The organism is Paenibacillus durus (assembly GCF_000756615.1).
Taxonomy (GTDB): Bacteria; Bacillota; Bacilli; order Paenibacillales; family Paenibacillaceae; genus Paenibacillus_AQ; species Paenibacillus_AQ durus.
The window spans coordinates 207,518-220,088 of the sequence record NZ_CP009288.1 but is presented as its reverse complement, the minus strand read 5'-3'; the positions used below and the strand labels follow the sequence as shown (position 1 = coordinate 220,088).

The 12,571-nt window shown below is 46.3% G+C and carries 13 protein-coding genes; 4 read left to right on the top strand and 9 right to left on the bottom strand.

The features are described from left to right. Window positions 1-203 precede the first annotated feature (203 nt). Window positions 204-764, top strand: a complete 561-nt coding sequence (locus PDUR_RS01075; protein ID WP_042204698.1) for a TetR/AcrR family transcriptional regulator — start codon at window positions 204-206, stop codon at window positions 762-764. Window positions 765-831: 67 nt separating this feature from the next. On the opposite strand, the gene PDUR_RS01070 is transcribed toward PDUR_RS01075, so the two are convergent. From PDUR_RS01070 to PDUR_RS01035, 8 genes are all read right to left on the bottom strand, one after another. After that, window positions 832-1,662, bottom strand: coding sequence for an ABC transporter ATP-binding protein (locus PDUR_RS01070; protein ID WP_042204697.1), 831 nt, complete (start codon window positions 1,660-1,662; stop codon window positions 832-834). Window positions 1,663-1,680: 18 nt separating this feature from the next. Then, window positions 1,681-2,718, bottom strand: coding sequence for a FecCD family ABC transporter permease (locus tag PDUR_RS01065; RefSeq protein ID WP_042204696.1), 1,038 nt, complete (start codon window positions 2,716-2,718; stop codon window positions 1,681-1,683). Then, the gene (locus PDUR_RS01060) at window positions 2,718-3,728 is read right to left on the bottom strand and encodes a FecCD family ABC transporter permease (RefSeq protein ID WP_042204695.1); all 1,011 of its coding nucleotides are present in this window, start codon (window positions 3,726-3,728) and stop codon (window positions 2,718-2,720) included. Before PDUR_RS01060 ends, PDUR_RS01065 begins: the two co-directional genes overlap by 1 nt. Window positions 3,729-3,797: 69 nt before the next feature. Beyond that, window positions 3,798-4,793, bottom strand: a complete 996-nt coding sequence (locus tag PDUR_RS01055; RefSeq protein ID WP_179945189.1) for an ABC transporter substrate-binding protein — start codon at window positions 4,791-4,793, stop codon at window positions 3,798-3,800. A gap of 360 nt (window positions 4,794-5,153) precedes the next feature. Beyond that, window positions 5,154-6,059 (bottom strand): endonuclease I family protein, encoded by a 906-nt coding sequence (locus tag PDUR_RS01050; protein ID WP_233277455.1) that lies wholly within the window; start codon window positions 6,057-6,059, stop codon window positions 5,154-5,156. Next, window positions 6,056-7,021: a S8 family peptidase gene (locus PDUR_RS01045; RefSeq protein WP_042204693.1), complete on the bottom strand. Its 966-nt coding sequence runs from the start codon at window positions 7,019-7,021 to the stop codon at window positions 6,056-6,058. Before PDUR_RS01045 ends, PDUR_RS01050 begins: the two co-directional genes overlap by 4 nt. Window positions 7,022-7,254: 233 nt before the next feature. Beyond that, the gene (locus PDUR_RS01040) at window positions 7,255-7,449 is read right to left on the bottom strand and encodes a hypothetical protein (protein ID WP_052409890.1); all 195 of its coding nucleotides are present in this window, start codon (window positions 7,447-7,449) and stop codon (window positions 7,255-7,257) included. Between the two features lie 413 nt (window positions 7,450-7,862). Beyond that, window positions 7,863-8,108, bottom strand: a complete 246-nt coding sequence (locus PDUR_RS01035) for a DUF6809 family protein (protein ID WP_042204692.1) — start codon at window positions 8,106-8,108, stop codon at window positions 7,863-7,865. Window positions 8,109-8,162: 54 nt separating this feature from the next. On the opposite strand from PDUR_RS01035, the gene PDUR_RS27665 reads away from it, so the two are divergent. Next, the gene (locus PDUR_RS27665; RefSeq protein ID WP_081949728.1) at window positions 8,163-8,381 is read left to right on the top strand and encodes a helix-turn-helix domain-containing protein; all 219 of its coding nucleotides are present in this window, start codon (window positions 8,163-8,165) and stop codon (window positions 8,379-8,381) included. A 127-nt stretch (window positions 8,382-8,508) separates the two neighbouring features. Here the strand turns inward: PDUR_RS27665 and PDUR_RS01030 are convergent, their stop codons facing one another. After that, a complete protein-coding gene (locus PDUR_RS01030) occupies window positions 8,509-8,802 on the bottom strand; it encodes a hypothetical protein (RefSeq protein WP_156130232.1) in 294 nt (97 codons plus the stop codon). Between PDUR_RS01030 and PDUR_RS01025 the strand changes: the two genes are divergently transcribed. Beyond that, complete coding sequence (locus tag PDUR_RS01025) at window positions 8,783-10,024, top strand: ISL3 family transposase (RefSeq protein WP_042204690.1); 1,242 nt, start codon at window positions 8,783-8,785, stop codon at window positions 10,022-10,024. The two genes, PDUR_RS01030 and PDUR_RS01025, sit on opposite strands and share 20 nt — an antisense overlap. Window positions 10,025-10,562: 538 nt before the next feature. Then, the gene (locus tag PDUR_RS26955) at window positions 10,563-12,350 is read left to right on the top strand and encodes a helix-turn-helix domain-containing protein (protein ID WP_052409889.1); all 1,788 of its coding nucleotides are present in this window, start codon (window positions 10,563-10,565) and stop codon (window positions 12,348-12,350) included. The last annotated feature ends 221 nt before the right edge of the window (window positions 12,351-12,571 follow it).

Below are 12,571 nucleotides of genomic sequence, written 5' to 3'. Positions count from 1 at the left end.
CGCGAAGAGTGGATTGAATCAAGAAATCTGGAGACAACAGCGGCCGGAAGTCCAAACGTTCCTCGTAGTTGCGACTGGTATCTGATGGGAAAATCTTAAGTTCAGCTTATATAGTCATAAGTTTGCGAATCAGCATGAAACGGACTATAATTAGACTGACCTGTATAATTTGTATCAAATCCCAGAATGGAGGACACAGCAGCATGAGAAAAAGCAAAAAAGAACATATTCTCCAAGTTGCCTCCGACCTTTTCAATAAACAAGGAATCCGCGCAACCGGTGTAGACCAAGTCGTCGCCGAGTCGCAAGTAGCCAAAATGACACTGTATAACCATTTTCCATCCAAGGAAGAGCTGGTCTTGGCCTATCTGATGCGACAGGATGAGCAATGGCGGGAATGGTTCGAGCGCAGCGTCAACAAGCGGGGGGCAACTCCCATAGAAAAACTGCTCGCCGTATTCGACGTGCTGGGCGAATGGTTTGTGGAACCGAACTTCAACGGGTGCGCGTTTATCAAGACGGCCTCGGAGTATGCGGAACACTCCCACCCTTACTATGAGGCGGCTCAGCAGTATAAGACCTACATGCGGGATTTTCTCGGGACACTGGTAAAAGAGGCCGGAGCCGCAAAGCCCGACGCCTTGACCAACGGACTGTACTTGCTCGTGGAAGGCGCTATTACGATTGCCATGCTGCAGACCGATCTTCATGCGGCGCAGCATGCCCGCGAGACCGCTCAATTGCTAATTGAGCATACGGCGTGATCACATCGTTGCCTAACCTTTATTTGCGAAAAAGACACTCATCTCGGTGTCTTTTTCTGTTCCTTACTTAATAAAAGTTTCTCTGAGGTTCAATAGACTCATTGGATTTTTTTATTCTGCCTTTGCCATGAGGGATGCACATAGGCGATCCGTAAAGAGGATCCTGCACGATTTCACAATTTAATTGAAACACATCTTTGACCAGCGCTTCTGTAATCACATGTTCCGGCTGACCTTGTGCATACACTTGCTGATCCTTAATAGCTACAATGTTATGAGCATATCGGCAAGCCAGATTCAAGTCGTGTAGAACCATGATGATCGTCCGGTGTTCCTCCTCATTCAGATCATACAGCAGGTCTAAGATTTCGATTTGATGCGTCATATCCAAATAGGTTGTAGGCTCATCCAGCAAAATGATGTCGGTTTCTTGTGCAAGGGTCATCGCAATCCAGGCTCTCTGCCGCTGTCCCCCCGACAGCGAATCAACGGAACGATCGGCGAAGGCTGTTAAATTTGTATCCTCCAATGCCTTCTGTACTTTCTGCTCATCCTCTTGAGACCACTGTTTCAGCCAATTCTGATGCGGATACCGCCCTTGCCTAACGAGCTGATGCACGGTTAATCCCTCCGGCGCAATAGGCCCTTGGGGGAGAATAGCCAATCGCTTGGCCACTTCTTTGGTTGGCATGGAGGAGATCTTCTGTCCGTCCAACACGATCGCGCCCCTTAGCGGCTTCAATAAACGAGCCAAGGATCGAAGCAGCGTAGACTTGCCGCAACCGTTGCTGCCAACAAATACAGTGATTTCACCTTTGGGCAGTTTTAAATTCAAGTCGTTTATAATCGGTTTTTCTCTATATGCCAATGTTAAATCCTTCGTTTCCAAAGCAGTCATTTTCGTCTTCACTCCTTCTTAAACATGGCGATTGCGATACAGCAAAAATATAAAAAACGGAGCTCCTATCCCCGACACAAAAACTCCGGCAGGCAAATCGAGCGGGAGAAAAGCTGTTCTGGCAACAACATCGGCCAAAACCACGATGAGTCCTCCAATAAGAGCCGACACAGGCACCAAACTGGCAAATGACCGGCCCACCAGTTTTCTTGCGATATGAGGCGCAATCAATCCGACGAAGCCTATCCCGCCTGCAAATGCTACGGCAGAACCGGCTAAAGCTACACTAACAAAGAGCAATATAAAGCGATCCGTTTGCACCTTTGTCCCTAATCCAAGAGCCACTTCATCTCCCAGTTCCTGTACATTTACTTTTCGGGACAAGATCAATGAAAGCGGAACAAATACCAATACCCAAGGCAGCATTGATTTAACATTGTTCCAATTCGCTCCATAGACACTCCCGGTCATCCAAATATACGCTTCACTCGTAGAGTAGGAAGGGCTTAAAACGATCATCATCGTTACAATTCCACCCGTTGCCGCCTGGACTCCAATTCCAATCAGTACAAGCCGAATGGGGGTAACCCCCTTTTTCCAAGCCAAAAAATAAATCATGAGAGAAGTCAATCCAGCGCCTACTATTGCTGCTACCGGTATCCAATGAATACTTAGCTCTGAAAAGAAGGTAATCACCAAAATGGCAGCTACTGCCGCTCCGCCAGTTATTCCGATAATATCGGGAGATGCCAGCGGATTTCGTACAATCCCTTGTAAAATTAGTCCCGAAACACCCAAGGAAATTCCTACAAGAAATGAAAGAACGATTCTAGGGAGTCTAAGCGTCTCAATAACAAAAGCATGCTCCTCATTTCCCATCCCCAGAAGATGTTGAATGACTTCCAAAGGATTGATCAGGGTGCTCCCAACGGATAAACCTATAACAACTAATAACAGCCATACACAAAACAATCCGATGATAACCAGAACTGATTTATGATCAATTAAAAAAGAAATGGTACCTGAACGATTGCGTATCGTCGTATGTTTCTTCATTACTTAGTGCCCCCCCTCCGTGCCATATAGATGAAAAATGGAGCGCCAAGCATAGCTGTCATCACACCAATCGGCATTTCCTCAGGCATTATGACAAATCTTGCTCCTACATCAGCCAATAATAATAAGCTGGCACCGTAAATGGCACTGTAAGGGATAATCCATCGATAATCGATACCGACAAGAAAACGAACAATATGAGGAACAATTAAACCTATAAATCCGATGAAACCGCCCACCGCAACTGATCCTCCAGCTAACATCACAATAGCCGTTCCCATTAAAAGTTTAACTAATATCACCTGCTGTCCCAATCCTTTAGCTATGTCTTCCCCTGAAGTTAAAATATTAATGGAATTCCCCAGAAACAGAGACAAAACACCTGCCCCTATCATAAACGGCAAAACCGGCTGAAGCATATCCAGGGATCTCCCCGAAACAGAACCCCCCAGCCAGAATAGAATGCCCTCTAAGCTCTGTTCATTAAGAACCAATAAACCTTGAGTGAATGAACTAAATAGAGCAGTTAGTGCGGCTCCCGCCAATACAATCTTAATCGGTGATAACCCATCTCTTCCAAGAGAACCAAGCAAAAAAACCAGGATGCACGCCAGGCTTGCCCCCAGAAATGCCATCCACATTAAATGAATAAGAGAACTGACTGAGAACAAAACTGTAGCCAATACTACAAAAAATAAAGCACCCGCATTGATTCCAAATATACTTGGAGAAGCCAGCGGATTTCTTGTTAGCGCCTGCAGCAGCGCACCGGCAATGGCAAGACTGGCTCCAATGACTGCTGCAATGACTGCCCTGGAAAGACGAGTAGTCGTAATGATGATATGTTCCGTTGAGGTTTCATCAAATTGTGTAAATGCCTCGATTACCTTTTTAATAGGTGTCGGTGTCTGGCCAAATACCATACTGGACATAAAAGATAACATTAAGATACATAGTCCGATCCAAAGGCCAAGTATCTTAAGTGAAGTCCGGGGAAGTAACGGGTCCATAAAAGTCACTCTTTTCAAGATGAATTTAAATATGTAAAAATAGGGGGATATCCCCCTATTCCTTGAAGCTTATTTTTCCAATTTGTAATAATCGTAAATTTGATCCAGCATAGTATTCGCAGCTATATAGCCGCCGCCCATATTCCACGGCACTTCGTCAACGACCGTTACCTGACCCTTTTTAACGGCATCCAAGTTCTTCCACAAAGGATGATTTGTCCATTCGTCATAAGTTTTTTGTATCATCGCTGCATCAGGACTGTGCCCATCGGCATTAAAAACAAAGAATACATCCGCATTCATTGATGGAATGCTTTCCTTGTCCGTTAACTTGAGCACCACATTTCCTTCATCCGCTGCTTTTTGTTGAATTGCAGAACGTACAAAACCTAGTTCACTTAAAATATCGCCTGCAAAACCTGTAACATAGATTCTGGCATGATCGGATCTGAAGTTAAGCACAGAAGCTTCAACAGGCCATTCAGCGCCTAATTTTGCGGATATTTTAGCTTTAAAGTCGGCCGTTCTTTGATTCCATTGTTCAAGCAGTTCATCAGCCTTCTCTTCCTTATTGGCCGCTTGCCCGATCAACTTAACGGTATCCTTAAATTTATAAACCGTTTCATGCGTTACTGTAGGAGCGATTGCTGAAAGCTGTTGGTACACTTTTTCGTTACGAAGCTTGGAAGCGATAATCAAATCAGGTTTTAGCTTGGCAATCTCCTCCAAGTTTGGCTGAGTCTCCAAACCAACAATAGCCGCATCCTTCAACTCATCTCTTAAGTATTCATACATAGGCTGCTGGGTCCAAGATTCCACTGCACCCACAGGTACAATGCCTAAAGCTACTGCTGCATCTGTTGCGCCTTGGTATAAAGTCACGATTCGTTGAGGAGTGCCCTCGATCTTTGTTTCACCCATAGCATGTTTAATGATACGAACATCTGGCTTTGCAGCTTCCGGCTGATTACCGGCATTCTCCGATTGCCCTCCGCAACCGGCGACAAGAACCATTAATAACAAGAAACAACTTAATACAATTAACGACCTCTTCATTTTATCCAGTCTCCCCTATTCCACTGTATTTCTGAGATTATCTAAATGATAATCATTATCAATGTTGATGTAATGATAATCATTATCAATGAATGTGTCAATATGATTTATCATTAGAAATTCCATGCACATCGTTATGCGCATATTCCGTGAGATTCCTGCTTCTCCTAACACACGCTAAGCTTTGTTGTATGGGCAAAGACCAAAAAAGCTGGATTATTTTGGGGGACTAAAGGTTTTGACGTATAACTTAAAAAACCCGCTCCGGGAGCGGGTTTTTATATGGAGCTAAGCTCCCGTTAAGCGTTTTGCAGTTTGCTGTCAGTGTATCATTGTTGAATACCAATCCGTAGTTTGAAACAAACCTAGTCACCGCTTGCTTCCCGCCCACTGCTCTGCTGCCTCCGGAAAGTCGATAAACGGGTTGCGATTGCCCTGCAGCTCGAAAATCGCCAAATTCCGGTGCATTTCATAAAGCGAAACCGGAAACCTATGATGCCATTCCAGCAGTAGCGTTTCATCCACATGGCTGCTGCCGATAACACCCGGATAGCGCAGCAGGAAATAGAGCGTTGCGCGGGCAACAATGCCTTTGCCGTATTCAGGCTCAAACCGGTCGTCCTCCTGCTTGCCGCAGCCCGCAATTACATTCTGCGTCCTCACTTCCGGCGTATAATCCAAAAAATCATAATACGGATGATTCCCGCGCCGACTGTTACATCCCGGCTCGCAGGCAAACAGATGATGCAGGTCGCCCCGCATCGGTTCTTGCTTCCCGAACCATGACTGCGGCACGACATGCTCGCAGTTCAGCAGACCCTCGCCCGCCAGGCCCACATCATCCTCCGCTTCCGCAGCGGAAACATCCTGCTGTGCCCCAGACTGCCCTTTCTGCACAACGCCGTCAGGTTCCGAAGGTGTGTCGTTCGCACCCTTGCCCTGACGGGCCGCCGCTTCGAGCAGCCGGATATCCGCTTCAATTACTTTAAGAGGGGACATGCCCCGACCTGAATACAAGCTTTTCAGCTGTTCATCCTCTTGCAGATCGACCCACGGATATACATAGCGGTAAGGTTTGTAAGGCAGCCGATGGTCATGAGTCCGCTCCAGGAGCTGCTGGAGTTCATTTCTATTCATGGCGCCACTGCTGTAGTAGCTTTTTTTCAGCTCGTTATCCCGTATTTCGTCGTAGTAAGGACGCTCGCCGGCCATCGCGAGGTGTATTTTCCTGGCCGTGTCAAGCTCAAGCGCCAGCTTCTGCATCATTCGCGTCATGGACTTAATACCTTCGCGACGACAGCAGGCGTAAAGACTTTGGCCAGTTCCTCCTGAGCCGTTAAATACAGCAGTCCGTTGCCTTCCAGCCGCGGCGAGTTGCCAAGCGGGATCGTCCGCTTGATCAGCTGCGCATACAGCTCGGTTTCATTCAGGCCACGGCCGAAGCTCTCGTTCGCGATCCGCTTGATCAGTGCCATCGCACCCGATACGTGCGGCGTCGCCATGGAGGTGCCGCTGAGCGTCGCGTAGCTTTTATTCAGGTAGGTTGATAGAATTCCCGCGCCCGGCGCGACAAGGTCCACTTCATTGTTCGAATTCGTAAAATTGGCCGAGTTCCGCTGCAAATCGACGGCCCCCACGCTGATGACTTCGTTGTAGGAGCCGGGATAGCCGAATTCATCGGTAGCGTAATTGCCGTCGCCTTCATTCCCCGCCGCGCAAACTACCAAAATATTCGCCGCCACTGCCCGCTTGATCGCTGCATGCATTTCCGGCACATCTTCCGGTCCGCCGAGCGACATGGAGATGATATCCGCCTTTTGCTCAACTGCGTAATTGATCCCATTGATAATCCACTCATATTGGCCTGAGCCATCCTTGTTCAGCACCTTCAGGATCAGCAGATTTGCCTCCGGCGCCGCACCGACCACACCGGTACCATTGCTGACGGCCGCAATCGTGCCAGCTACATGCGTGCCATGCCCGTTGTAATCCACGAATACATCCGGGTTGCTGTTATCATCATCGGTAAAATTCCGCCCGCCTACGACCCGCCCCTTCAAATCCGGATGCGAAGCCTCGCAGCCCGTATCCAAAATGGCTACCGTAATGCCGTTGCCCTTTGTCTGGTTCCACATCGCCGGCGCCTGAATCATCTCGATACCTTTCGGAATTTCGCTTACCTGCTCAACCTGCGCATCGATCCGATAAGGAAATAGCTTAATTTTCCGTTGTTTCACTTCTTCTCTCCTCCTCAAGAGTAAAAATGAAATACATCAGTCAATTTAACCTTAATATATTAATTCTAGTATTTTTTGGAGCAATTTATTATAACATCCTTTCTTTGGAGCCCTCAACGGACAGGAACACTAGTTCTTAATTTATACACAGTTTAGCAGAATATTCAAACTAACGGATTCACATCGGCAGAAAATCGGCAAAGCCCACTTGTTGATCTCACTTTTTATACAATTTACTTAAAAAAACTAATAATCACTAATACGAGCAACAAAATAGGCACACCAATAACAAAGAAATACCCAAAATATCTTACCGGCTTAGGCATATTTTGCAAATAGACTTTCTTAGGTCCCCCGCCCCCTTCTATCTGCTGCATAGGTCTTAATTGTTCATCTACATAAAATTCATTTTTATCCTCATGACTCATTTCGTTCAACTCCTTTAAAGGACTTTCTGATAAGTGACCTCACACAGTTGAATCTCTATATTCATACGAGTCAATTTGCACCGTTTTGTCTTTTATCCCTGATGCATATTATGAAATCAAAAATTATTCAGTTTCTGATGCTAGCTTATATAGGTGGTTAGGGGTGTTAGAAAGAAACTTCGATACATTGGAAGGATATTCCTCCTAAGGGGGTGGATTTTTAAGGAAGGAAAGGAGAATGATAGTGCTGCCTTTAGAGGGATAGTAACTGTTTTGCACAACTTCGTTTAGCCTTTCTCGTGCACCTTTACGCAAGTAAAAAAGACACCAAGTTTCACGTTCTTCCGGTGCCCTTAACGGTAATTTTATGACTTATATCAAAGCATCTTCACCTTAACTTGTGTTCCTCTTGTTCACCAAGCCGGATCATTAGACCCAGCTAAGACTTCGATCATCATCGCCGCCCCAAGCTTGAACCCGCACGTAAACGAAGCGGCCATGTCCATCCCTTGAACCTGGTGATATAAATCCGCCAAAGCCTCAAGGTCTTTAAAATCATCTTCGGAGAGCTTCTTTTTCCAAGCTTCCATGGATTCGGATATTTGTCTGCTTAAAGAGCGATATTTTGGATCATTGGAAATAACCCTCTCGTCGGGAATGAGACTGCCGTATGAATAAGCCTATCATATTTAAAAGCAATAGGTGGTACGCCTATACGTATAGTTCAAGATAAAAAACAAAAAGTTGACCAGGCACATAAAATTTCCCTACGGGAGTTATCCAGACTCTCCGATGTCCGACATGCCGCACTGAGCGAGCTGGCTAACGGAAAAAGAGAAAGCATTAGCTTCAGCCATATTGAAAGAATTGTACAAGCCTTAAAAATTCGGGATATTCGCGAAATTATTGATTTGGTGGATGATCAGAAGTAAGAAGTATAGTAAAAGAGAGCACCGATTAAGGTACTCTCATATTTTTCCTATGGAGCCAAGGGGAATCGCACTCCTGTCCGAAGATAACGCCATATAAGCTTCTACGAGTGTAGTGACAGTTTTGATGTTATCCGATCAAGCCAAGTAGACGATTAACCTGTTCAAAGGAATCTCGCTTAACCATATCTATTTCTTCATCATCATACACTTCAAGAAAAGATACAATATCCACAGGACCTGCATGCTCAGGAGATTCAAATTTCTCCTTTAGCTTTTGCGGCTCAAAACCGAAATTAGCGGTTGACGAATCGATACGAACGTGAAACGAGGCTAAAAATGGAAAAACATCTGCAAATCCTGTATTGTTGTAAGTCCCACCAAACAACAAAAGGAAATGACAGATGCCACTCCAGTATATCAATGAGATGCTCGGATTACCAGAGCTACAACTTCATAAAATCGTCTATATGGACGCTCATCAAGTTCATCTGGAGGCATCGCCTGCGACCGACAAACAGCCCTGTCCCGTATGTCACTCGGAACAATATGTCAAGCGTGATGGCCGCAACAAACTGCGGAAGATTCGGCATTTGGCGGTCTTTGGCAGAAAGAGCTACTTGCATGTGCCCTCCCTTCGGTTAGCCTGCTCACGGTGCAGTGTCGGCTTCGTTTGGTCTTATGAATTTGTGGGTCCTAAGCAGCGTTACAGTCGCCTGTTCCGCTTGCAAACGGTAGAGCAGGCCCTGGGCTCTACTGCGGCGCATAGCGCAAGGATGCAAGAAGCGCCTGCCAGTACGGTACAGCGAATGCATCAGGAAGCCCTTCCTGCCGAGAGCGAACGCCTCACGGAGCAGGCTTGGCGCAAAGCCAAAACCACTGAGGGTCTGGTACTGGGTATCGACGACTTTGCAATTAAAAAGGGACACTCTTACAATACCGGCATTCACAATCTTAGGGGCGAAACCATGCTGGACTTGCTGCCTGGTCGCAAACTTGAAGCCTTGCGGACCTATGCCCGCCAGCATCCTGACTTTCTGGCACTGAACCCCAAAGCGGTGGTTATGGATCTAGCTCAGGCGTATCACACATGGATTAGCGAATGCTTTCCGCGTGCCATCCGCATTGCCGATCGTTTCCATGTTCACGGTTATATCATTGAAAGTGTCCAGGCGGTACGCAAGTCGGTTCAGTCCACCCTTGCGCCTCGGGCTAAAGCCATCCTGAAAAGTCATCATCGACTGCTCAATCCGCCAGCTGATCTTCTGCCTGAACAGAGCAAAGCCCAGTTAGACCTACTACTTAGCTTCTCTCCGCTACTACGCAAGGTTTGGGAATGGAAAGAAGCGTTCTCTCGCTGGTATGATTATTCACCAAATGTCCATGTCGCCAGCCTCGGCTTTAACCGTTGGTGTCAGCAAGGCGAGTGTATTGACCATGATGCGGTGCGAAGCACCTTGAAAACGGTGCGTAATTGGGAAGACGAAATCGTGAACTACCATCGATGCCGCTGGACCAATGCAACGGTCGAAGGCCGGCATAATCGGATCAAGGCTTATCAACGCCGACACTATTTTACACGCAATCGCAAGTGTTACAAAGATGGCATTTTAATCGAATGTAATCGTCACCGTTCGTCTGGTTGAAAAGTTCAACCGCTAATTTTTAGATTGAGCCGCTTTTGCAGCATATCTTTAACAAGTCTGTGATTAAGATAAGGATGAAAAAGCACTGCTAGGGAGTCCACTCCTCCTTCAAAGTTTTTAATACAAAAATAAATATCATAAGCATCTTTCGCCTTTCCTCGTCCTAAAGCCGCTGACTTCATGATAAGATAAGGTACAATTGAAATTACACTTCATAATTATTTGAAATTCCACCTCAAAACAACATTTCACCATTACGGTGAAACGGATAATTAGAATGCCTGATTGCCTTTTCCAAACGCTTTCAAACGCTAATTATTTCGTTCCCAATAATGCTAGGCCTCTGCGATAAACGCCGAAGGAATATGTAACCCAAAATTCACCTTCCAGCTATACCGCATAGTCCCTACGTATCTACCACTCAACCCGCAGTTGCAGAATATCAGCTACACTCATCTTTGGATAAATGGTATTGCCGTTTTCGAGCTACTATAATAAAAGCAACGACGTCGTAATCCAATCGTAGGAGATGTGATTAATGATAAGTGCTGACGCAGTCGGGAAACGGATTTCTATACTTCGCAAAGAAAAACAATTGTCGCAAGAACAATTGGCTGAACAATTAAATATCAGCGCCCAAGCCGTTTCCAAGTGGGAAACGGGAAAATCTTTGCCCGAAACCTCTACACTTCCTTTACTATCACATATATTGCGTCAATCGATCGACCGTATTTTGATGCCACAACAATTGGTTATTCTCCAAGCCATCTACACTGATGGTTGTGAAAGCTACGATGTCACTCATTTTGTAAACCAGTTCGTTATCGACAATCATTTGACATTTTTCCTGAATGATCAGGCCCTTCCCCATCGCATTCAAAGCAATCGGATAAAGCTGCTGCTTATCAAATACCAGATCCCTTCGGGCACCTATGCAACTTATGTTTTACAGGATAACCTGCTAGTTATCAATCTCGATAGCGAGGGCTGCAGCTTACCCTCTGGAGAACTGGAATTTGTATTTTCTGCATACGGCAATGAGCGAAAGCATCAAAATGTCATGAATAAAATGAAACATTATCAATATTTTAAGTGGGAGCGTTTCACCGTAACTCATGAGCTGTTCCCAAGCCTTATCGACAATCAGGGTGAAGATTATCTTTTGCTTGTTTATGTAAACGCCACCGGCATACACGCCATAAGCTGCCCGGAAGGAGATACGATCCATTACACCCCGGACCGGACGCAACTTTTTAGAAGTGACTCCGTGAATGATTGCTATATTGTTCAGGATGTCGGCCATCTGGGTTTTGGTCAAGGCATGGATTGTTCATGGGCAGGCGCTCTTTATCTTTCACTAAAAACCACGGGACAGGAAACCGCTTATGAAACCGTAATGGGCGTGTCCGGGGCGTGCTGGAGAGTCGCTTTTACCCCCGTTTGGGATTATAGCTCCGCGGATGCTCTGGTAGCTTACGACTATGCCGCTCCGGCATTTAAAGCCTATGGCCTTCAGGTCAGCTGGACAGACCGGATCGCACCCAAAGAACGCGAATTGGAAATGCAGCACATCAAGGAAAGCATCAAAAAACACCACTTGCCGATTGCCATTAATCTGCGGGTTGCTCCCGAGTGGGGAATCATCACAGGCTATCTAAACGGTGGAGAAACCTTGCTGTGCCGCAGTTATTTTGACGATGAGACCTTTGAAGATCATAAAGATGACCCGGAATTTCAAGAGTACATGAACATAAGCAAAGGATACCTGAATGTGGATCAATGGCCTTTCATCCTCATTCGTTTTAACGGCGAAGTCGCCAAACCATCCGCTCTGGACAATCTCTACGCTTCGCTTCAGGTCAAATTAGACTCGATGCATGCCGAGGAAAGTAGAGGATATAAGCTGGGTTATCAAGCCCTGCAAGCATGGCGGGAAGGATTGCTGGATGAACAATGGTATCAAATAGCGAACCAGCAGGATTTTGCCCGAAGACTCAGCGTCAACCACTTTTGCCTAATGGCTCTCACAGATTCCAGAAGAAGTGCGGCTATCTATTTAAAATATATGCTTTCATTCCCGGCGTCCTCCCTAACCGAATACCTAGGCGAAATGGCCGACGTCTACGAGCAAATGCATTCCCGGCTTCAACCTTTCTTCGCGAGTTTGACAGATGCGAAATCCTTGGACACCTACGACTCCCCCAAAAAAGCCTGGACGAAGGAGCAACGGCAGCAGCAAGCGGATTTACTGCATTCCATCGAGATCCTGGAACAGCGAGGGGATGAGTTGGCCAAGCGAATCTTGGCGGCTGCGGGAGAGGATTAAGACACTTAAGGAGGATGGGCTCCCTTTACAGAACAAAACAGATGGTAGAATGAAAAAGACACCCTTCCGCCCTTCCGGGTGTCTTTTTCTGTTTCTCCATATGGAGCCGAGGCTTGAACGTGCAGAGCCACAATTCGGGGCGAGCCGCTGCTGGTGGTGTACGCAAACGCTGTTTAGTAAACGCGTTTCAAATCCCCTTGCTTTGGCGTAATGGGCCCTGA

What these genes read in the sequence shown, in the direction of transcription:
- PDUR_RS01060 (WP_042204695.1), bottom strand. Translation starts at nt 3,728, where the DNA reads ATGGACCCGTTACTTCCCCGGACTTCACTTAAGATACTTGGCCTTTGG.
- PDUR_RS01050 (WP_233277455.1), bottom strand. Translation starts at nt 6,059, where the DNA reads ATGACGCGAATGATGCAGAAGCTGGCGCTTGAGCTTGACACGGCCAGG.
- PDUR_RS01070 (WP_042204697.1), bottom strand. Translation starts at nt 1,662, where the DNA reads ATGACTGCTTTGGAAACGAAGGATTTAACATTGGCATATAGAGAAAAA.
- PDUR_RS26955 (WP_052409889.1), top strand. Translation starts at nt 10,563, where the DNA reads ATGATAAGTGCTGACGCAGTCGGGAAACGGATTTCTATACTTCGCAAA.
- PDUR_RS01040 (WP_052409890.1), bottom strand. Translation starts at nt 7,449, where the DNA reads ATGAGTCATGAGGATAAAAATGAATTTTATGTAGATGAACAATTAAGA.
- PDUR_RS01065 (WP_042204696.1), bottom strand. Translation starts at nt 2,718, where the DNA reads ATGAAGAAACATACGACGATACGCAATCGTTCAGGTACCATTTCTTTT.
- PDUR_RS01075 (WP_042204698.1), top strand. Translation starts at nt 204, where the DNA reads ATGAGAAAAAGCAAAAAAGAACATATTCTCCAAGTTGCCTCCGACCTT.
- PDUR_RS01025 (WP_042204690.1), top strand. Translation starts at nt 8,783, where the DNA reads ATGCCACTCCAGTATATCAATGAGATGCTCGGATTACCAGAGCTACAA.